Annotated in this window: 18 protein-coding genes; 7 read left to right on the top strand and 11 right to left on the bottom strand. The window is 41.5% G+C overall.

What is annotated here, in order from left to right; genetic code table 11:
* Positions 1-14 precede the first annotated feature (14 nt).
* From cas1 to cas3, 7 genes are all read right to left on the bottom strand, one after another.
* Positions 15-935, bottom strand: a complete 921-nt coding sequence (gene cas1, locus DP117_RS23020; protein ID WP_169220568.1) for a CRISPR-associated endonuclease Cas1 — start codon at positions 933-935, stop codon at positions 15-17.
* Positions 936-1,079: 144 nt separating this feature from the next.
* Complete coding sequence (gene cas4 / locus DP117_RS23025; protein WP_169220569.1) at positions 1,080-1,673, bottom strand: CRISPR-associated protein Cas4; 594 nt, start codon at positions 1,671-1,673, stop codon at positions 1,080-1,082.
* Positions 1,666-2,517, bottom strand: coding sequence for a CRISPR-associated endoribonuclease Cas6 (gene cas6, locus DP117_RS23030; RefSeq protein ID WP_169220570.1), 852 nt, complete (start codon positions 2,515-2,517; stop codon positions 1,666-1,668). The genes cas4 and cas6 overlap by 8 nt, the downstream gene beginning before the upstream one ends.
* Before the next feature lie 61 nt (positions 2,518-2,578).
* On the bottom strand, positions 2,579-3,298 hold the full coding sequence (gene cas5d, locus DP117_RS23035) for a type I-D CRISPR-associated protein Cas5/Csc1 (protein ID WP_169220571.1): 720 nt from the start codon (positions 3,296-3,298) through the stop codon (positions 2,579-2,581).
* A gap of 5 nt (positions 3,299-3,303) precedes the next feature.
* Positions 3,304-4,311, bottom strand: a complete 1,008-nt coding sequence (cas7d, locus tag DP117_RS23040) for a type I-D CRISPR-associated protein Cas7/Csc2 (protein WP_169220572.1) — start codon at positions 4,309-4,311, stop codon at positions 3,304-3,306.
* Between the two features lie 100 nt (positions 4,312-4,411).
* Complete coding sequence (gene cas10d / locus DP117_RS23045) at positions 4,412-7,873, bottom strand: type I-D CRISPR-associated protein Cas10d/Csc3 (protein ID WP_169220573.1); 3,462 nt, start codon at positions 7,871-7,873, stop codon at positions 4,412-4,414.
* A gap of 271 nt (positions 7,874-8,144) precedes the next feature.
* Complete coding sequence (cas3, locus tag DP117_RS23050; RefSeq protein WP_169220574.1) at positions 8,145-10,334, bottom strand: type I-D CRISPR-associated helicase Cas3'; 2,190 nt, start codon at positions 10,332-10,334, stop codon at positions 8,145-8,147.
* Positions 10,335-10,431: 97 nt separating this feature from the next.
* On the opposite strand from cas3, the gene DP117_RS23055 reads away from it, so the two are divergent.
* Together DP117_RS23055 and lepB are read left to right on the top strand one after the other, a co-directional pair.
* Entirely contained in the window at positions 10,432-11,298 is an 867-nt protein-coding gene (locus DP117_RS23055) for a WYL domain-containing protein (RefSeq protein ID WP_169220575.1), read from the top strand.
* Positions 11,299-11,361: 63 nt separating this feature from the next.
* Positions 11,362-11,934, top strand: coding sequence for a signal peptidase I (gene lepB / locus DP117_RS23060; protein WP_169220576.1), 573 nt, complete (start codon positions 11,362-11,364; stop codon positions 11,932-11,934).
* 215 nt (positions 11,935-12,149) lie between these two features.
* On the opposite strand, the gene DP117_RS23065 is transcribed toward lepB, so the two are convergent.
* Complete coding sequence (locus DP117_RS23065; protein ID WP_169220577.1) at positions 12,150-12,683, bottom strand: ComEA family DNA-binding protein; 534 nt, start codon at positions 12,681-12,683, stop codon at positions 12,150-12,152.
* 13 nt (positions 12,684-12,696) lie between these two features.
* Positions 12,697-13,071, bottom strand: coding sequence for an NINE protein (locus DP117_RS23070; RefSeq protein ID WP_169220578.1), 375 nt, complete (start codon positions 13,069-13,071; stop codon positions 12,697-12,699).
* Between the two features lie 528 nt (positions 13,072-13,599).
* Between DP117_RS23070 and DP117_RS23075 the strand changes: the two genes are divergently transcribed.
* Positions 13,600-14,793: a hypothetical protein gene (locus DP117_RS23075; RefSeq protein WP_169220579.1), complete on the top strand. Its 1,194-nt coding sequence runs from the start codon at positions 13,600-13,602 to the stop codon at positions 14,791-14,793.
* A gap of 500 nt (positions 14,794-15,293) precedes the next feature.
* Complete coding sequence (locus DP117_RS23080; RefSeq protein WP_169220580.1) at positions 15,294-15,617, top strand: DUF1825 family protein; 324 nt, start codon at positions 15,294-15,296, stop codon at positions 15,615-15,617.
* Positions 15,618-15,684: 67 nt separating this feature from the next.
* Here the strand turns inward: DP117_RS23080 and DP117_RS23085 are convergent, their stop codons facing one another.
* Positions 15,685-17,610, bottom strand: coding sequence for a transglycosylase domain-containing protein (locus tag DP117_RS23085; RefSeq protein ID WP_169220581.1), 1,926 nt, complete (start codon positions 17,608-17,610; stop codon positions 15,685-15,687).
* Positions 17,611-17,786: 176 nt separating this feature from the next.
* Here DP117_RS23085 and tyrS point away from each other — a divergent pair, with 176 nt between their 5' ends.
* The 3 genes from tyrS to DP117_RS23100 are packed head-to-tail and all read left to right on the top strand — an operon-like array spanning position 17,787 to position 20,326.
* Positions 17,787-18,956 (top strand): tyrosine--tRNA ligase, encoded by a 1,170-nt coding sequence (tyrS, locus tag DP117_RS23090; RefSeq protein WP_169220590.1) that lies wholly within the window; start codon positions 17,787-17,789, stop codon positions 18,954-18,956.
* A gap of 9 nt (positions 18,957-18,965) precedes the next feature.
* Positions 18,966-19,685: an orotidine-5'-phosphate decarboxylase gene (gene pyrF, locus DP117_RS23095; RefSeq protein ID WP_169220582.1), complete on the top strand. Its 720-nt coding sequence runs from the start codon at positions 18,966-18,968 to the stop codon at positions 19,683-19,685.
* Positions 19,682-20,326, top strand: a complete 645-nt coding sequence (locus DP117_RS23100) for a hypothetical protein (protein WP_169220583.1) — start codon at positions 19,682-19,684, stop codon at positions 20,324-20,326. Before pyrF ends, DP117_RS23100 begins: the two co-directional genes overlap by 4 nt.
* A gap of 11 nt (positions 20,327-20,337) precedes the next feature.
* Here the strand turns inward: DP117_RS23100 and DP117_RS23105 are convergent, their stop codons facing one another.
* Complete coding sequence (locus DP117_RS23105) at positions 20,338-21,153, bottom strand: DUF1206 domain-containing protein (protein ID WP_169220584.1); 816 nt, start codon at positions 21,151-21,153, stop codon at positions 20,338-20,340.
* Between the last annotated feature and the right edge of the window lie 73 nt (positions 21,154-21,226).

Genomic DNA, 21,226 nt, shown 5'->3' on the forward strand with positions numbered 1-21,226 from the left:
CAAGCTTTTTCAGACTATTTAGTACATTTGCACCGGGGGAAGTTCAGCTTAAACTCGGATAATTTCTTTTGTCCGTACAAGCGCAGAAATGTTTTTCTCGCTTCGTTGGTGAGGGAAACAGCATGACTTAAGGGTTCTGTGACAAAATCCTCAACCTTCAAGAATTGTTTGTTCAACGCAGACAACACGACTGCATCTACTACCAGAGGACGGAATTCTTCCATTAAGTCTAATGCAAGTGATGGTCTACCGTAGCGATCGCAATGTAAATATCCCAAATAAGAATCAAATCCAGCAATATTCACTGCACTTTGCACGTCATGACACAGTAAGGAATAACCAAAGCTGAGTAAGGAATTCACTGGATCGGTGGGTGGGCGACGAACGCGTTTGGTAAAGGTGAATCCTGTATTGCGAATCATTTGATTAAAGCAGCCAAAGTAAGCGGCGCTACCTGCACCTTCTAATCCGCGTAAAGAATCAATGTTGTGAGTTGTGTCGATGGGTGCAATGACTTGCTCTAACCGTGCGATGCTGTTTGATAAATCTAAGCCTGGGCATTCACGTTGACGACGAACAAGGATACTACGGTAATTTTTCAGTTTACCACGTACAAATCCTTGGACGACATGAATTGCTTGGGCTGTATTGCCTGCTGCTTGCCATTGTGCTTTACGCACAAAAATATTTTTGGTAACTTCTGGTTCTAAACGTCCTAAATAACGACCAGTTTCTGTCAGAAATGTTAGCGGAATGTGACGCTCCAATAATTCATTAACAGCAGCGGGTGAAACTGTAGCGCGTCCTAATATTACGACACCATCAATTTTGATAAGTGGTACATCTAAAATTGTCTTTTTATCGAATTTGACGTGTAGTCGTTCATCGATTTTGCCGATAAATGCATCGTCTTGTGTAATGTAAAGTGTGCCCATAATTAGTGTTAGAAAGTTTTAAAAACTTAGTTCCTCGTTCCCAGTCTCTGACTGGGAATGCCTATTAGGAGGCTCTGCCTCCCTTACTTGCGGCGGAGCCGCTAGAACTGCATTTCCAGGTGGAACCTGGAAACGAGATTGGTATTAGTAAACTTCTTGATACCGTCCTACTTTGTCCACAACTTCTGGTACGCATCGTGTGTACAAACTACATCCTGTGCAACGTTTTGTCTTGACAGGTTTTGGCATAATACCTGTCAATAAAAGCATTTGAACAGCTTCAATTGTGGCAACTGTGCTTTGACGCAATTCTTCTGTAATTTCTACTAATTGACGTTGGTGTGAGTGCGCGTAGAAAACATAGCCAGTCGTCACTATTTGTCCTGTCATTTCTTCCAGACATAAAGCTTGAGCACAGACTTGCAACTCATCGTTATCCCATTCACCTTTACGTCCTCGCTTGTATTCGACTGGATACAACTCACCGTTTTCTGATTCAATTAAATCAGATTTACCGATAAGTTTGTATTTGTCTGATTTTAGCCAAATCGCTCGAACTTGCCAGGTTTGTTCACGATGTCCTTCTCCCATTGTGTGGACGCGTTCATGTAAACTTGTCCCTTCAATGGTATATTGATTATCAATGAATTCTCCTGTACAAAACATCCGCCAGCAGCGATGTGGGCAATAGGCATATTGGTTTAAGGAAGCAATAGGAATATATTCTGTCTCATTCATAGTTTTCAATATTTGATGATAAGCGACGTATCATACCCATACCCATTGTTGTTTTACGTCCAACTCCTGCATATAAAGCGAAGTCAGCAAGGGCGTTGATTTGTTTGATGGCGATTGGTTCAATATCTCCTAAAATCCGATAACTCATTTCACCGACGCAACCAACAAATTTGTTGTCATAGTTACGAATAACTTCCGTATGGATGTTACAAAAGCTTGGATAAATTGACTCGATGGGAATGTTAGTAAATTCAATTCCACTATATTTGTTCCAGCGACTGAGAAGACTGTTGAAGACACATTCTCGAGTTGGGAGAATGGTATCGTATCCTCCTTGGCGGAAAGCTACGGGTGTGGCGAGGGTGAAGTTGAGAGTGCGATCGCTCTCACTAGCTTGCTCATACAATTGTGTATAGGTACAAGCATTTGCCCAAGGTTGCATTGATTGTGGTGTACCAAGGATGCTAGTAATATACAAATCAGCAGAACCCAAATGCCAGGGATGTTCGGGGTTAAGATTGAGCCACAGTGGAGTCAGCTTGCTAAATAGGTTGTCGTCTAGGAGTGAGATACGCCACCAGCAGGGTGTACCTGGAGGAATTGGGCGTTGATGGGAAAATTGCAAGGTGTGGTGTTTGTGTTGGTGGCTTTTATGATTTCGTTGTATTTGTAAGGGGGAAAGGGTGAAGGGTTTATCTGCGTTGGATGTGTGTAAATAGTCTCCTAAATCTTTATCGACTGAACTGATGAGGGTGAGGAATAAGGCGTGGTAGTGTCTACCTGTGAGGAATTCCGGGTAGATGGGGGATTGGGGGATGAGGTTGAGGACGAGACTGTGGGGCATATTCAATTTTGGATTTTAGTATGATTGGATTTTAGGGTGAGTATTACCCACCCTGCACGATTTAACCCTTAAACCGATACTGCATTCTGGCTGGAAGTCGTAGTTTTTCAGATTTATTTGGATTTTCAAACTCGTAATATTGCCCTTGGCGAATGCTGATATTTTGAATCAAACTCACAGGAGGCATATTAACTACGTCGTAGCTAACGACTTGATGAGTAAACATCACATCTAGAGGATTCAATGGGTAAGGGAAAGTGAAGTTACCAGTTTTTAATTCAAATTTGGTGACTTCTTGAGTCTGTACTTCTGCTTTACTCATCCACTTACCCAAGCGAATCCATTTTGACAGTCTGAGTTGCTTTTGAGAAATTACAAAAAACTCAAACTGACTTTCTGGTGCAATCTCTTTTGCCCTACCAAAACTAGGAATATTCTTTTGAGTTTTCTCCATTTCAACGTGGTAGTTGTTATTAGCATACTTCCAGGTATTGAGAATGGTAGTATGGTTAATTGAATGCGCTGGAGTGACGTAAATGCTCTGGTGATTGAGTGGTGTTAAATGCTCCTCATATTTGGGAACTTGTTCAGGACAGAAGTAGCGATAGGAATGTTCTTCTGCAACGGTTGTAGAGTAGATTTCACTATCTACTAATCCCAATGTATAGCAAAGTGCGTAATTGTGAATGACTAGCTCTGTCTCGTAGAGTCTTCCTATCTCACGAGTTGCGTAATATAAGCTGTCGTGGAGCTCTAGCTGACAACAGTAAATAAAAGTCATGGTTGTTATTTCGCTGAAACTTTGTCTTTGCCTTTTATGTGTTTTTGAGCATAAGCCTTGGCTTCATCATCTGCTTTTTTAAGCATTTTTTTCAATTGTTCTTCTTTGGCAGTAATAGCTTTTACTTCATCAAGCAAAGGTTTAAATTGTTCACCTATAAAGTCTTCATGCACAAGAAATTCTCCTTGCATTAAGTTAACAATTGTATTGGTTGCAGCTTCAATCACATCATCTTCATTTAATGGCTCTGGAGAATTTAGAGATGTCTTCTTATTCATATAGTCATAAATTGCTTGCGTCCAGCGTAAATTACTGAGAATTTCTCCATCAGCAAATACTACACCTATCAATTCATTCCGCACTCTTCCTGTACGTGTCGTCTGCGCACCATAATGACGAGTACGCAAGATGTTATTAAAGACATACAAGAAGCTTGCTTCTGTGGGGTCTTTTAATGTCACAATGCTAGGAAAGAATATTTGAGGTTTAATGTGGTCTTGCTGATTGATGCGACTAGTAACTTCACCAGGTTTTGAACCATTTTCACCTTTGGATGCCATTGTACCATTTTCAAAGGGAGCATTTAGGGTAAATGTCTCGTGTGATTCTGCAAAGTCAGTGATGGAAAAAGCCGTATCTACCACCACTTTTGATTTTTCAGATCCAGAATCACCAATAGCAAAACCATAGATAATACAATCAGGATTATCCATTGCAAACTTAACGTTATACTCGCACTCTCCCGCAGTCATTAGACCATAATTCCGGAGTAATTCTCGACCAACTAAACGTTCTGGTGTTGATTGTTTACGCTTAAACATTGTCAAGCGGCTAATCGTTATTTTATCTTCAATTCCTGCTCGGACTCGTGATTTATTGAGTTCGCCATCAGTTTGAAAGAGTGGATAGGATTCAGTCACACGTATTGTCAAAAAATGAACGTACTTTCCCATTGGTTTGTAAGGAATTTCAGCATGAAAATGTTTAGCATCAACAGTCTTTAGGAAATTCATGAGAGTTCTCCAATTGTTTTAATCTTGTGAGAGTTAGGTTCTGTGAGGTGTCAAGAAAGACTGGATAGAGATATGAGCCAGAAATTCATATCAGAAGAAGTTACTCATCCACATCTAAATCATCAGTCTTATCTTCTTCCTTTAGAGGACGTTCTTGATAATTGGCTAGACGGTAAAGGTATTCGCAAGTATTACGGATGTAGTTCATTTGGCGTCCTTGTAAACGAGCGCGATCGCCTGCAAAAGATTCATTAAAAACCTTAACCACAAAATACTCAGCAAAATCTCGAATAGCTTGTAATTCCTCCTCTTTATTACTAATCATCCAGCGTCCTTCCGCCCTAGAAGCATGAACTCGTTTCATTAACTGGAAGACTTCCGCTGTTACCAAATCAATTAGTGCATCATCAGAAAAACTGGTATCAGCTTTGAGAATGATATCAGCAGCGACATCAATGGGTTTAAGAATCGCATTGGCTGGAATTGGTTGCTTACCAGTTTTCTTGGCGTGTCTGTAGAATTTTCGGAATCTTTCTGTTAATTCTTTGGGATGGTTCAATTGTGATTTTTGTGTCACTTTCCATGTCTCCGATTGAAAATCATATTCTGCATAGGGGTCAAAACAAGGATAAAAGTAATAAGCATAGAGCTTAATTTTATTTATGCTAGGTGTTTCCACACCTTGGCGTCGCGTCCAACTTTTGAGGTAGCTAAAGACATTGAGCGGACTTGTTTCTAAATCTCTTGCTAATTCAGAAAACTTACCCCACTTAGATTCATATTTTCCTTTACTTTGTTTGGCATTAACATCAAGATGTATTGCATAAGCAGCAGTTAATACGTTCAGAGGTGCAGGATATTTTTTGTTATTTTCCTCCCAGCCTTCAAGAATATAGTCAAGACGAAACCTATCGCGTCCCACCAACACCCGAAAAGCTTGCGGCGCACTATCCAAAAACACAGTTTCTTCAAATTCAGCCCCATCATTAAATGGTGGAATTGGTGACTCAGAAACCACAGTCTTAACATCTAATATCATCGGAAAAGCAAACGCCAACCAACTTGGCATAACCCAGGATTCAGTATCAGTCGGATCGAGTCCTGGTGGTAGCGCCATAAAGTAAAATGTTAAAGGTTGGTCTTCGGGATAAGAAAGCTTAAATGTTCGGTCTTGCTTACGTTCTCGATGATTTTCTGGTAAATCTTTTTTGCGTTGTAAGTCCTCATCAATCAGGAATGTGTCAACACTTTGATAACGTTGTCGTCCAAAATCCGCTTGCAATTCATCATTGATAAAGTGATTGCGGATGCTAGCATTAAATCGAGTTTGAGCAATGTTAGTATAAGCCCACTGAAGAAACTTATTCGTCTCTGGCGTGCAGTAATAAGTTGGATAAAAATAGAGATAACGATACTTACCATCTTCAAACCTCTTACCCACCGCCTGAGTTTGGTTCATCAGGATTTGACGCAGCATCATTTCTATACCTGCAATGCTGGAAATGTTGCGTTTTGCATTAGAACCACCCAGCATTTGCTTATTTGTGTAAACTTGAGGAGTGAACAGCACCGCAGATTCCATCTGTTCTGTGACGGTGTAAGCAGAATGAGAAACAGAACAAATCAACTGTCGTCCACGCCCAGATTTCTTCGCCAGTTGATAGCGTTCCAACTCATCCAGAAATATTTTTGTAGAATCAATATCTTGCTTATCCTTTCCAGGAAGAATGACAACACGCTGCACCCACAAGCGTAAATCGTCCCACCCATCTGGTAACTTGTACTGCGATACAATCGGCGAGATTAACTTTGCCAGATGATTAATAACACTCTCACAAACTTCCTCTACGTTTTCAATTTCTGGATGATGTTCTAAGTACTTTGCAGCCAAGTAATACCATTCATAAGGTACACCACCAGTGTTACCTTTGAGTTTTAGTTCCTTAAGCGTATCATTAATCCTTTGTATTTCTCGAATGGGAGGCAAAGACTCTTCTAAATTCCAGAATTGAGTCACCTCTCGTACTAAATCTAAATCAGGTAAAGGTGGTAACTCCTTCTTATTTTTCTTGCTCTCTTTTCGGGCTTCTTCAATTTTATTAACCTTCTCTCCCCAAATTTTACGAGTGATGACGTCACCAAACTCAGCAATTTTGTCGATACGGATATCATCAGAAAAAGTGAAATTGTAATTAGCCGAGAGAACGCCTTGCTGTTGAAACTTGGCTAAATTATCGCTACGACTTTTCGCAACTGAAGTTTTACCAGATTTGAGAATGCGTAAAGTTGCTTTTAACGCAACGCGCATCAATCCTATGTCATCAAAGAATTTATCATAATACTCGGCATATTTCATGCCTTTACCATCTCTACCAAAACCAGTTTGACGCTGAATGAGTTGCCCACCACAAAATGTTTTAATTTTGTGAACTACTCTATCTGGTAAGTCTTCAGTCGATATCGCTGGTGAATTGCAGAGTGTTAAGTAAACAATACCTGTTGGTAAATATAACAATGGCTTGTAATATTCACAATCTTGTGTATTTAAACTTGTGTGAGCCTCCATCAAAGCATTATTCACCACATTAGTTAAAACACCTCTATTTTCAGCAACTCGGTGATAAGTTAATTTCAATTGTCCATCACTGAGATTGTGAAGAATACTATTTAAAGTACGGTGTTCAGCATCTTGAGGATGTTTAATAACCGAAGCGAGTAAATCAGCTATACAAGTTAAGTCAGCAAGACAGACAAGCACATAATCATTAAGTATTGGCTGTAACCCATGCTCAGAAAGATTTAAATTTGTATCACTTCTGCGCTGGGCGTTATACGCGATGAATAGTAAGTCATCTCGATATTCTTGCCATGTTTCTGGTTCGTCGGGACTGATAAATTTATCAAGGTTCAGTTCCCGAACAATCACATCTATAATCTCACGGTGTGCTGCTAGTGGTAAGTCACGAATTTTTTGTTCTCTGTCTAAAGCGATCGCTTTGTACACTTCCGGCATTTTTAAAAACAGCCGATAATCGAACTTTTCAAAATCATGTAGGATAAATCCAGCAATCAGTAACCGTCTTTCTTTTTCATGAATGACTCTTTTGACAGTTGTGTTTAGTTTTTTTAGACGACGTTCAATCAGATTAGCGGGAAGTAATCCGTTAAGTAGATGTGTATTCAAAGATTGGTCACCTGCATTATCTCGCCTGACATTTTCTTTACCTTTCTTTTGGTCGAGATAATCAAAAAATTTGCCACCCTTCGCCGTAACTCCAATAGCCACCCGCAATAGGTTTGGTAATACATACTGGCTAAAGTCCTGCATGATGAAATCATCAGGGTTTTCTGTTACGATCGCCCTTTGCAATAACTTCAGGGTGAGGAGTTCAGATGGTTTGGTTTCGACTGTGCGATTAGACGTTATTTCATAGTCTGAATCATCTCCAGATGTCCAATCATCGTTTGAGTCCTCCAACTCTTCGGAGTCAATTTCATGGTTGGCTTCATCGAGAGAGAGTTGTTGTATTTGTTCTTCTAAATTTTTGCGTTTTTTTGCCATGTTCTTACTTCAATTTGAGACAAAAAGCTTATCTGTTGCCTATAAATAAGTTTCGGTGCTAATATAGCAACTTTAGATAATTTGTGAAAAAAGTTTTGATTAAATGAACCGCAGAGGCGCAAAGGACGCAGAGGAGGAAAACAGAGAGTTAAGCGCAAGCGCAAGGACTTTCACACGAATGATTTAGGACTGCTATAGCTAAAGTCGATTGAAATAAACTGGAATTTTTGTAAAGCCTGTGTTTAGTCCTCTTCAGAGAACTTTTGAAACCCTAAACAACATATATCCCCTCACTCTTAAGCCAGTTTGCCAACGTATCCACCAACAGCGCCGACTGACCAAACGCGATACAATACGGTGGTGCAGCATCATGAACACTGAATTGATCACTAATTGGGTAAATCTCAAAGTGCATCGGCAGTTGTAACCGCCGCCGTACCTCATCGACACGTAAAGGCACCACATAAGAAACCAAAGCCTGTTTCTTGAGTTGCTTATTAATCTCACTAATCCAGTAGTTCCCTGGTTGCCAAACTTGGATACCTAACAAAACTTGAACTTTCCAAGCATTGGCGATCGCTTCCAAGTCCCCAGGATAAGTAAACTTCCAATCTAGTCTTTCCTCTCGATATCCAAGCAACTTCATAAATCCCAGACAGTATTCAAATCTGCCTTTGGGAATGGGGATGTTAGTACGTTGTGCGATCGCACAACGCAGCCTTTCAAATTCTGTCTCCCTCATCGGTTCAATTTCTAAGTTGCTGAGAATCCCCGGTAAGTCATAAGTTTTAAACCTATCTACCTCATTTGGTTCAGTCGTGTCATAAATCCCGCATAGCAAAGGACTCGTACCCCGAAAACTCGCCGCCTCCTCTAAAATTGGGTTTCCCTTGTCTGTTCCTGATAGTTCTTGCCACTCCTTTTCCCACTTTTTGCTACAACCAAACACAGATTTGAGGTTTACTTTTTTCTTCTCGGTACTGAAAACCAGTTCACAATCGTTTTTAAATACTTCCTGGCTACTTTCGTACTGCTGCTTAACATTAGGATGTCCCAACTGTCGAACAAGTCGCATTGACTGTACAACACCCCACTTGAAGTAGTAACCTTCAAAATTATTGATTTTGCGGTAATTCACCCGAATTTGTTCGTGAAAAAAAGGACGTTCGTAAACCTCCCCTGACTTCAAAGCTGGGGAATCACCCTTAAAAAGTTTGTCAATTAAGAAGTTGGGTGCGAGTGCATAGGCAGTACAATCGCTAAAAATGATATGCTGTCCGTCGCGTTCATACCCATCATGTCGTCCCAATCTACCCAAACGCTGAATAAAGTTACCAGCATCTGCTGACTCAAAAAATAGGAAGTTGATTTTGAAATCTACACCGACATCAATAGTGCTGGTTCCCAAAATTAAGTCAGCCTCAAGTGATTCCTCCTTTGTTTTCTTCCCTGACAAACCTGTATTTTCGCTAACTTTAAACCCATGAGGCTTAAGAAAATTATCAAAAAAGTCCCTTAACCGCTTCACTGCAGCAATTGAGTTCAGAATAATTGCACCTTTACCACCACGTTGCAAGTGAGTCAAAATCAACTCACTATTATCTTTCAGCCAAGTTTCAGACGCTTTTGAGGTAGGTTCTAAACGGACAAAATGTAAAGATATTTCTCGTGAGACTTGCCGCCAACCTTGGGCTTTTAGCTGCTGACACTCAATAGCAGTATCAGGAAATTTATATTTGTTCTCTTTTAAGGGATCAATTTCATGACAGCGAAACCCTGCTAATTTAAGCCTCTCAACTAACTGCGGATTTGGTGTTGCAGAGAGAAACAAAAACTTTTTGCGCCGATTGGTGCGGCGAATTAACAGCATGGTATTGATGACGCTAGCAATCTGTGGTGCTTGGAAAACATGAAACTCGTCGAACACAATCACATTGAAACGCTTATCAATCCTTCCCCACAGTTTATCTGGACTATCGTTGAAAAGTAAGTAAGCGCCTCGATGTAGGTAATGAAAAATATCTGGATTTGCTAGTAAAATTTCGGTTTGCCCGACTCGTGTTTCTAAGGCTGCGCCTTTTTTCAAGTTTTCTTGTTCCGCGTAAATTTCCAACTCTTGCCCACTCAAGCGATGAACACGCGGTTCGTGTTCAGGCTGAAATAAATCAATATATCCCCGAACTTGCATTTCTTGGTCTCTTGCAAGTTCGTTAGTTGGATATAATCCTAAAATAGGAGAATATACTTGTAAAATGTCCAGATAACCAGCAAGAGTTTTACCATCGCCAGTCATAGCAGTGTTGGAAATAACATCTATATTTGGATCGCGTATCGCCTTTAAAGTTTCCGCTTGATGCCAGGAAAGCATCCAGCCCTTCGGCAGTTTCACCCCCTTGGGAACATCTGATGCAGATGCAGGGCATGAATAAACAGGTTTAAGAATAATGTTATATTCGGACATAAATTTAAATAGTGTCCGTAACTGGTTGTTGAAATCTATATTGGCACGCAAAATAGAGATTGACAAGAAGAAATAAGGATAAAGTGTCCGTATAAGTATGACTCGCAAAGGTCAGTCAATAACCCTGTCAGTATCAGAACGCGACAAAGCCGAACTAGAAAATCTTGCTCGTGAATTTGGGATGATGTGGGGCGATCGCCCAAACATTTCCAAGTTAGTGGAAGCCATTGCTCAACAGCGATTGCTGATTACTCCCAATAACAACTGGTTACAAGAGCGGATAACGGCGCTAAAGCAAGCTATTGATGCTTTAACAGATGCAGGTAAGCTAGAAGAAGCTTTGCTTATTGCCAATTTACTCTTGGAACGCAGCGAGCTATCATTGCCTCTAAGAGCACAAATCGAACGGTTTTTGGGGAATCCTCCCCCACCCTGGCGAATAGAACTTAACCAATACATCCGGCGCGAGCAACCATTTCAGCTTTCGTACCAAGATGCAACAGGGCGCTTGTGGAACTTTACCGTTCGCCACGCCAAAATAGTTCCTTATGAAGAACGTCAATATCTTGATTGCTGGTGTGAAGAAACACAAGGAAACTTAGATGTGGAAGAATTACATCACAATTGGAGTTTACGTCTAGATAGAATTCCAGAAGCAGGTGTGATACCAATTTCTGGTAAATGGCGTTCCAATTTAGATGAACTGCAAGTAGAAATGCATATACATGGACGCTTGGCTTTTGCTTACAAAACTAAAAATGAGGATGTAGACAGTAAATTGTTGGAAGCTTCTTCACCAGTTCGTCGAGTCGTCAGACGTGTTTCCAGTACTTACTGGTTTATCCGTGAAGTCTTGCGAGATGCACCGGATGTTTTGATTATCTCGCCGGAAAACGTGCGATCGCTCGTCAAAGAAAAACTCAAAACCCTCTGTGAGTATTACAATCTGGAGGTTTCTTCCTGAGTCATAATGTCCTTTTCGCGTCAAAATAATCTAGAATTCGTCTAACTTATTAATCAGCTTTCTATGACTCATCAGAAAAGTGATGCTCAAGAATCTTCTACATCGTCGCGAGCATGGCGAAGTCTACGGGAAAATCTCATCTTAATTGCGATCGCCTTATGTTTGGCACTCTTGATTAGAACTTTTGTAGCTGAACCTCGTTACATTCCCTCAGATTCAATGTTACCAACTTTGCATAAAGGCGATCGCCTGGTTGTGGAAAAACTTTCCTATTTATTTCATACCCCAGAGTTTGGCGATATCGTCGTTTTTCAGCCACCGGAGGAACTACAAAGTCGAGGATACGCTAAAGACCAAGCTTTCATTAAGCGAATTATTGGCACACCCGGCAAGAAAGTGAGTATTGCAAGTGGAAAAGTTTACATTGATGGCAAACCAATACAAGAAGACTATATAGCTGAACCGCCTATCTTACCAATGGAAGAGCGACAAGTTCCTCCTAATCAATTTTTTGTTATGGGAGATAACCGCAATGATAGTAACGACTCACGCTACTGGGGGTTTTTACCCAAAGAAAATGTTATTGGTCGGGCAGTGTTTCGTTTCTGGCCTTTTAATAGAATTGGGGTGATTTAACTGTCAAATTCAAAGTTCAAAATGGACCGGAGGCTGCGCGGTGAAGCAGCGCTCTTGGTAGGGTTTCCCGACAACAGGCGACTGTGAACCCGAAGGGCGCAGGCGCAGCTGCGTCCCGCTGCGCTAACAAAATTCAAAATAATAAATCTTTTTTGAATTTTGCATTTTGAATTTTGAATTCAGCCAAGGGTGTGAAACTTAAGCACAAGAACAAGTTAAAACCGTAAATAGTACATCAGCTGGGAAATAGTATCACCAGGTAAGTTTAACCTCCGCTGAAAATCAGCTAAATTTAGGTAAGGTCCAGCACAACTGCGATTTTCGACTACTGTCTGTGCGAGGGACAAATCAAAAAACGGCAGTTTTGCCAAAGTCTCTACTGTTGCTGTGTTAGGGTTTACCCTATGGCTAGGAAGAATAAGAGATTCATCATCGTAATAACTGAAATTCAGAATTGGCTTGAGTGGCTCTAGCCTCTGTACTGGTAAGCTTAGAGCTGCAGCAATATCTTCAATACAGTAAAATTTAACACCTGTACGAGAAAGTTCGACAAGCGATCGCGCTTGGTGAATTGATAACCCTGGTAGACGTAACCAATCATCAACAGTTGCTTGATTAACATCAATACAGATACCTAGTTGTGCGGCGATCGCAATTTCTTCACCTGACTGTAATCGATAGTATGGATCATTCAGTAGCTTAGAACGTAGTTTTTGCAATTTGAGGTTTAAAGGTAGCCAATTTTTCATAGGGTTGCTTACTTTAAGAAATATGGTCTAGCAACTGGCGGCGCTTTTGCTCAAATTCATACTCAGAAATCAATCCATCTTGACGTAAACTTTCTAACTCCCGCACCGCTTCAGCGATTGTTCGGACTTGATTGCTAGGGTATTGTGAATTTATGATAGACGGTTTACCGTAATTAAAATTACGGTCAAAAGCTTCTTCGTCTAGAGCTAAATACCAAACTCCTTCAATAGCACTAGCGACTTTGGGAATAGGTGTCCAAGAAAGCAACACATAAAGCAGTCCCCACAGAGGCTGTCCTAGATAAAATTTATGTAATCCTGAAATGGTCAGCGTACCAGAAAAAGCTAAAATCGCGGCAACGCTTCGGCTTTTTCGCTGATTAAACATAATTAAAGTACCATAATAAATTCACCTGTTGCTGCTATCCTAGCTGAAACTTAACCATTCTATTCACGATGCGATGAATGACTGGTTACTTTGGTTAAGGGCTTAGCACTCTATCTGTCAAATTTTAAGTATTTTTATTTACTTTTATAATTCATATTAATGATGAGTCAATTGCAGCAACGGTTAACTCAACCTCAAGGCTTCAAGAGTTAGACAGGACTTACGCAAAATTATGAAAAAACGTTCGCGCAGCGTGCCCTTTAGGGCTTTGGGGAAACCTGCGTCAACGCCGAACCGCACCTTTGTTCCATTCTTCATCAAAAATTCATCAAAGATATTTTTCATCTATGTGTATTATTTGAATGTCAGTTTGATTACTGTTACTTAGCCTTGATGTGGCTAAAAAATATAGTCAAAACAACGGTAATATACTGAATTTTGAAGTTGTAATTTACATAGGTTCACGTGAAACTGCTTTGTAAAAGCAGTGAAATTTGTTTACCCCTTGTTAATTGAAGATCGTTAAATATGTCAGATACAACTACGGTAAGCCTTACTGCCGCACCCAGTGCCACACCAGAAGTATTCACCTTAGACTCGCTAGTCAGCAATGGTTCATTGTTGTCAGATCTAAGTACGAGTGAACTAGTTTCGTTTGAATTAGAAGACGTTGTGATTCCAGCACGGTCAAGTGTAGCTAACGTCACCGTTGACCTAGACTACAAAGCGGGACTAGACAACACTCAATTCCGTTCAGTCCTACCAATTGCTGACTTCGTTAGAGATAGCCTGACGAATTCTCAAAATCCCGATGACTTCTACGAAGTCATTAACAACAATGTTGCCACGTCACTGTTTTCCAATAGCAGCTTCAATTTGTCATCCGTTCTCGACTCTGTATCTGTGAAACTCGATGTGGCACCAAATTCAAGTATTCCTTTCGCATTTAGCGACACTGTCACAGTCACTCCTGATGGCACAACTGATCAACTGGTTTCGTTTGAATTAAAAGACGTTGTGATTCCAGCACGGTCAAGTGTAGCTAACGTCACCGTTGACCTAGACTACAAAGCGGGACTAGACAACACTCAATTCCGTTCAGTCCTACCAATTGCTGACTTCGTTAGAGATAGCCTGACGAATTCTCAAAATCCCGATGACTTCTACGAAGTCATTAACAACAATGTTGCCACGTCACTGTTTTCCAATAGCAGCTTCAATTTGTCATCCGTTCTCGACTCTGTATCTGTGAAACTCGATGTGGCACCAAATTCAAGTATTCCTTTCGCATTTAGCGACACTGTCACAGTCACTCCTGATGGCACAACTGATCAACTGGTTTCGTTTGAATTAAAAGACGTTGTGATTCCAGCACGGTCAAGTGTAGCTAACGTCACCGTTGACCTAGACTACAAAGCGGGACTAGACAACACTCAATTCCGTTCAGTCCTACCAATTGCTGACTTCGTTAGAGATAGCCTGACGAATTCTCAAAATCCCGATGACTTCTACGAAGTCATTAACAAAAATGTTGCCGAACAGACGTTCTCTGATTTAGGATTGTCGTCAGTGTTGGACTCCCTAACTATTACATTGGGTGTGGCACCAAATGCAGGCATTCCTTTTGCATTTACTGACACAGTTACCGTCACCTCAAACGGAATTACTCAATCGAATGGGGATCATTTACTCGCACTTAACAGTACGACTAACGGGATCTAAATTAAAAGAATCAGCAGCCAAAAGCCAGGAGTCAGAATATTAAGAACTCTTCAATTCTGACCAACTTGATATTTAAGTTGAGTTTTGGTTGAGATTTGGTTGAGATTCCTAATCAAGACTCAACTTAAAAATATTAGTTTTGTCATGCTGAATGCAGCGTCTCTTGCGCGTGTCCCCGTGTGATTCCCCTTCGGAGCGTGTCCGCAGGACATAGGCATAGGGGGCCTGCGCTAACGCAAACGCTTCACTTCATTACGTATGCCCTGCCTTGCCCGCTGCGCGCTATAGTGACAATTTATACCTTTATTCAGCAACGCCGAATTTTGAATGAGCGAATGCGTGAATTTTTAAGCAGCGCAAGTCAAGTGTTGAAATTGCGGTAAAAAACCGTACCCAAGCCGAAGACTATTTTTTAGATTATCTCCCTAGACTAGAATAAAGCAAGAGGCATCAATATTCGAGAGCGACTGAGTGTCACTGTTCGGTAGAGTGTAAGTAAGATGGGATTCTTTGATTCTGACATCATTCAGCAAGAAGCTAAGCAATTGTTTGAAGACTATCAAGCACTCATTAAGCTTGGTGGGAACTACGGCAAATTTGACCGCGAAGGCAAAAAGCTGTTTATTGAGCAGATGGAAGCCATGATGGAACGGTATCGAATCTTTATGAAGCGTTTTGAGCTATCAGAAGATTTCATGGCGCAAATGACAGTACAGCAACTTAAGACACAGTTAAGCCAGTTTGGTGTGACTCCGCAACAAATGTTTGACCAAATGAACCTGACTTTAGAGCGGATGAAAAATGAACTGGAACAACAATTGTGATGTTAAGGAACTGTTGAGTCAAAAGTAAGGAGTTTAGAATTGACTTCCTGACTCCTTACTTTTGATTTTAATTTGATTTGGGGCGAGGAAACTTGTAAGGTGACTTGAAGTTCTCTACAGGTACATCTTTAAGCGCTTGCAACATAAAACTGCGCCAAATTGGGGCTACCATTGTACCACCTGTCGCACCGCTTGCCAAGGTTCTATTGTCGTCCCGACCTACCCAAACAGCTGTTGTTAATTGAGGTACGGTTCCAACAAACCAAATATCCTTTTCAGAAGAAGTTGTTCCAGTCTTACCTGCTGCGGGGCGGCCTATTGCAGCATTTTTACCGGTACCATCAGTAATAACAGAGCGCATTGTATCAATCGTTGCTGCTGAAGCCCACGGATCAAGAACTTGTAGCGGTTTCGGCGTGTTGTCAAGCAATATGTTGCCACTACTATCGGTTACACGCACAATAATTGTCGTTGGAGACTGCCAGCCATAATTGGCAAAGGTCGCATAAGCACCTGCCATTTCTAATGGTGTCATACCAATAGCACCCAATGGTAGAGAAGTGACAGGTTCCATCGGACTCATAATACCTAAGGTACGACAGGTTTCAACAACCTTATTCATTCCCACAGCCTTACCTAGCTTAATAACCGGGACGTTACGAGATAGCTTCAAAGCAGTACGGATTGACATTGCTCCTCCATAGCCACCATCGTAGTTGCGTGGGTAGTACCATCCGTCACCATCTCGATAGCCCACAGGGGTATCATAGACTGTTGTTTCTGGTCCATACTTACCAGTTGCAAATGCCGCGTAGTAAACAAATGGTTTAAAAGCAGAACCTGGTTGCCGTAAAGCTTGAGTTGCACGGTTAAACTCACTGGTTTTAGCGTCTACACCACCGACCAGCGCTTTGATAAAATGTGTACGGGGATCAACAGCAACTAAAGCAATTTGGTTTTTTGATAAACCTTGTCCCCGCAATCTTTGATGCCAGGTTTTTACAGTGTTCTCCGCCATCCTTTGGAAGTTGGTATCAACTGTCGTTTGAATTCGCATTCCACCCTTGAGGAGTGCTTCACGACCAAATTTTTTCGCGATTTCTTGCGCTACGGCGTTTGTGACGTAAGGTAAGGCACTTCCTTGGAACGACCGAATTTTACCCAGTTTGATTGGTTGTTTCAGGGCGTTGTCGTATTCTTGTTGCGTGATCCAACCCAATTCCTTCATCCGTCCTAAAACGATTCTCTGTTGCTCTTTTGCCTTTTCCATATGGATGAAAGGGCTATAGTCTTCTGGCGCTTGAATCAAACCAGCCATCATCGCAGATTCAGCCAAGTTTAAATATTCTGCTGATTTGTTAAAGTAACTGCGTGCTGCTGTTTGTACACCATAGTTGTTATGTCCCCAATAAACTTGGTTGAGGTACATTTCTAAAATTTGGTCTTTACTCAGAATTTGCTCCAAACGAATTGCCAATACTGCCTCGGCTATCTTACGAGTGAAGGCGCGCTTGTGAGACAAGAACAAGTTTTTCACCAACTGCATGGTGATGGTTGAACCACCTTCTCGGACGCCACCTGCTGTCCAGTTGGTGAGTACTGCACGTCCAACGCCTTTAGGATTTATACCGTGGTGATAGTAGAAATCACTGTCTTCACTCGCTAAGACTGCTCGCTTGAGATCTGGAGAAATTCTATCCAAAGGCATGACTTCGCGGTTGGCTTCGCCGTGGATACTTGTCAATAATTTGCCTTTGATGTCGTAGATATAAGTCGTTTCTGATGGCAAGAAGCTGCGTAACTGTCTTACGTCTGGCAAATTGCGGAAACTCACCGCTAAGCCAACGAGTCCTCCCGCTACAATAGAACTTGTCAACATCGTGACGGATAGTAGAGTACCGCCAGCTACCTGACCGACTCCTTTGAAAAACTCAAAACCCGAGGCAGAGGCTCGAGGTTGTGGCTGCTTATCTTCAAAAGTCCTAGACGACACGGTGGTTTCACTTCCTCACTAGTAAATATATAGTGTAATGTTTTGGATGAAGCAAAGCGGTTAATTTTTTGCAATGATATTACTTTGGCGAACGAGAGTGATACAAATTGTCAGTGACTAAAACCAATCCTACTTTGATAGTGCAAAGCATAGTTAATAGTCAACCTCCTAGTAGTATGACGCAGGATACTTCTTGGCTGCGTCGTGGTATTGTTGAAATTTTTCCACAACCGACTGATTCCGACAGTGATGTTGAAAGTCTAGAAAAACGCTTAGTCACAACTGACCGACCTTTAAGGGTAAAATTGGGAATTGATCCAACAGGTGCCGATATTCATCTCGGTCATAGCATACCAGTGCGAAAACTACGAGCGTTTCAAGATGCTGGACATACGGCAGTACTCATTATTGGCGATTTTACCGCTCGCATTGGCGATCCGACTGGAAAATCTGAGGTACGTCGCCAACTCACACAAGAAGATGTGACGCGAAACGCCGAGACTTATCTTGAGCAAGTACGACCTATTTTAGATTTTGATACACCAGGAAGGTTAGAGATACGTTACAACTCACAATGGCTCTCTAAGTTGGATCTGGGCGAAATTTTGAAGTTACTCTCCACAATGACAGTAGGGCAGATGCTGGCTAAGGAGGGTTTCGCTGAGCGATATAAAAAAGAGAATCCTATTTTCCTTCATGAGTTCCTGTACCCGCTGATGCAGGGCTATGATTCTGTTGCTGTTGAGGCAGATGTAGAATTAGGAGGGACAGATCAAAAATTTAATATTGCTGTAGGACGAGATTTACAACGCCATTTTGGACAAAAACCGCAGTACGGATTACTGCTGCCAATCTTAATTGGCTTGGATGGTACACAAAAAATGTCTAAGTCTTTAGATAATTATGTGGCTTTGTTAGAACATCCGACTCAAAAGTATCAAAAGCTACAACAAGTTCCCGATCATCTCCTCAATGATTACTTTACACTACTCACAGATTTTCCACTAGACAAACTACCAGAAAATCCGCGCGATCGCCAAAAATTACTAGCACAAGAAATAGTCAAACAATATCACGGTGAACAAGCGATTAAGGATATTGAGGCGGGTGATGTACCAGAATTTTCGTTAGCTGATGTCGAGTTTCCAGCAAAGTTACCATACCTACTGAATGTGAGTGGCTTGTGCAAAAGTAGCTCAGAAGGTAGGCGGAAAATTCAAGAAGGTGGAGTACGCTTAGATGGCGATCGCCTCACCGATATCGAAACTACTTTTACTGATTCAAGCCAATTGCACGGACGTGTTTTGCAACTGGGGAAAAACAAGTTTGTCCGACTGGTACCGTAGGAGAAGCTGATGAACGCCCAACAGCAAATTATTGTCCCTTTGGATGTACCAGATGAACAAGCGGCGATCGCCCTCATCGAACGACTGCAATCAGTCACTTTCTTCAAGGTTGGCTTGGAATTATTCACAAGCACAGGACCAAAAATTCTGGAGGTGCTAAAATCTCGACAAAAGCGTATTTTCTTGGATTTGAAGTTTCATGACATCCCCAACACTGTTGCTGGCGCTTGTCGTGCTGCTGCTCGTTATGGTGTCGATTTATTGACAATTCATGCAACTTGTGGTAAAGATGCTCTGAAAGCAGCAACAGAGGCGGTACAAGTAGGAGCAACAGATGCAGGTGTGAAACCACCGAAGTTAATTGCGATTACGCTGTTGACGAGTCTTTCTTCTAGACAGTTGGCGTTTGAGTTGAAAGTCCCTTTAGAGTTACCGGAATATGCTTTGGAAATGGCTTTGATGGCTCAAGAGATGGGTTTAGATGGAGCTGTTTGTTCTCCTGTTGAGGTAGCACAATTGCGACAAACTTGTGGGGATAATTTTTTGCTGGTTTGTCCGGGAGTACGTCCAACTTGGGCGCAAAAAGGAGATCAGGCGCGATCGCTCACTCCTGCACAAGCTTTCGCGGCGGGAGCAAATTACCTGGTGATTGGGCGTCCGATGACTACAGCTGCCGATCCAGAGTTAGCTTGGAAGAGGATTTGTGAAGAATTAGCAACAGTCACATGAGCTCAGGAGTTAAAAAGAAAAATAAAAGCTTGTTGCTTGTTTATTGTAGCTTCTGGCTGTTATTACCAAGTACTCAAGATACCTCAGTACAAGCGAAGAAACTCACCCCTAACTTCTCTTCGCAAGCACAGAGGAGAGCTATTGACGGGAAAAAATCTTCTTGCGCTAACCAAAATCTAGAAGCATTAACGACTCAGTTATTACGGGATTTACCAAGCTATGCCAATCGCGCTAATCAACGTGCTCGTCGCTTGAGCAGAGCAACTGACGCTTACAGTTATATGGTTGTGGCAGGAAGACCTGAGTTTCAACCGTTACCTCTTAACCCCAGTGGATTGGCAGATTCAGCAAAAACTGTTTCCGAAGGAGTAGAACAACTCTTTTTTACAACTTTAGAGCGACAGTACACCGCTGGCAAAGCAGTTCAATTGCAGCAATTCCACTGGCTGTTTCTCACAAAAACAAAAAGTGATTGGCGTTTGGTGATGATGTATTCTCAAATCGGTTCGTTTCCCAAGAATCAACCGCCGACACCACCACGAGATAGTAGTAATGGCGTTATAGCCCAAGGAATTACTGCTTGGTTGCGAGATTGTCAGGCGGGTAGTGTACGCGTGCGTTCTGAGAATTCAGGAAACTAAACGTTTTCTGTTCAACGTGTGACGACTTGACGATATCGTGCCTGAATCACCATGTAAACACCATATGCAACTAAACCCAGTGCTACTATACCTAAAAGCCAGGGACCTAATGGTTGTTTTGCTAGCGTTTGTAATGCCTCAGCTAAACCTCCCGCTTGACTTGCATCAGACAGAGTTGCTGCTTGAATCAAAAACCAGCCAATAATACAGAATACTATCCCTCGCGCTACTAAACCAAATCTGGAAATAGCCATTACCAATTTGCGTTGTGAATCATCCAATTCACTCAAATTTAATTGTCTTTTAAACTTACTACTAAAAGCTTGATAAAACTCATAAAAACCTAAACCAATAGTCAACGCTCCTACAGCCCCCACTAACCATTGACCAAAGGGCTCAGAAAGTAATCTTGCTGTCCAATCTTGTCTAGAATTACTGTTACCACCACTGTCTGAACCAAGAATAATTTGTACAGCACTTAAAGCTATACCAGCATATATAAAACCATTGATTGCATAGCCAATTCGCTGCACCAAACCTTTCGCATCTGTTCCTTTATGTTCTGGGTCTTTTATTGCTTGTACAAAACGAAGAATAACGTATCCAATTAATCCAACTGCTACTAAAGCTAGCAGAAACTCTCCAAATGGCTGGTTGACAATTTCCTGAAGAGCGCCTTCTGTATCAGTCGTTTTACCACCACTACCAAAAGCCGCCTGTGCTGCTAGTAGTCCAACGATCGCGTAAACGACTCCTTTAGATATATAACCAAATCTGGCTAGTCTTTCTATCCACAAAGAAGGGTTATGTATAAGTTGCTGTGTCATAATACTTTGGTTTTATTATGACTTATGATTTAGCAGATTTGACCAAAAACACACATCTACCTAGAGAATAATT

This window comes from Brasilonema sp. UFV-L1 (genome assembly GCF_012912105.1).
Classification (GTDB): domain Bacteria; phylum Cyanobacteriota; class Cyanobacteriia; order Cyanobacteriales; family Nostocaceae; genus Brasilonema.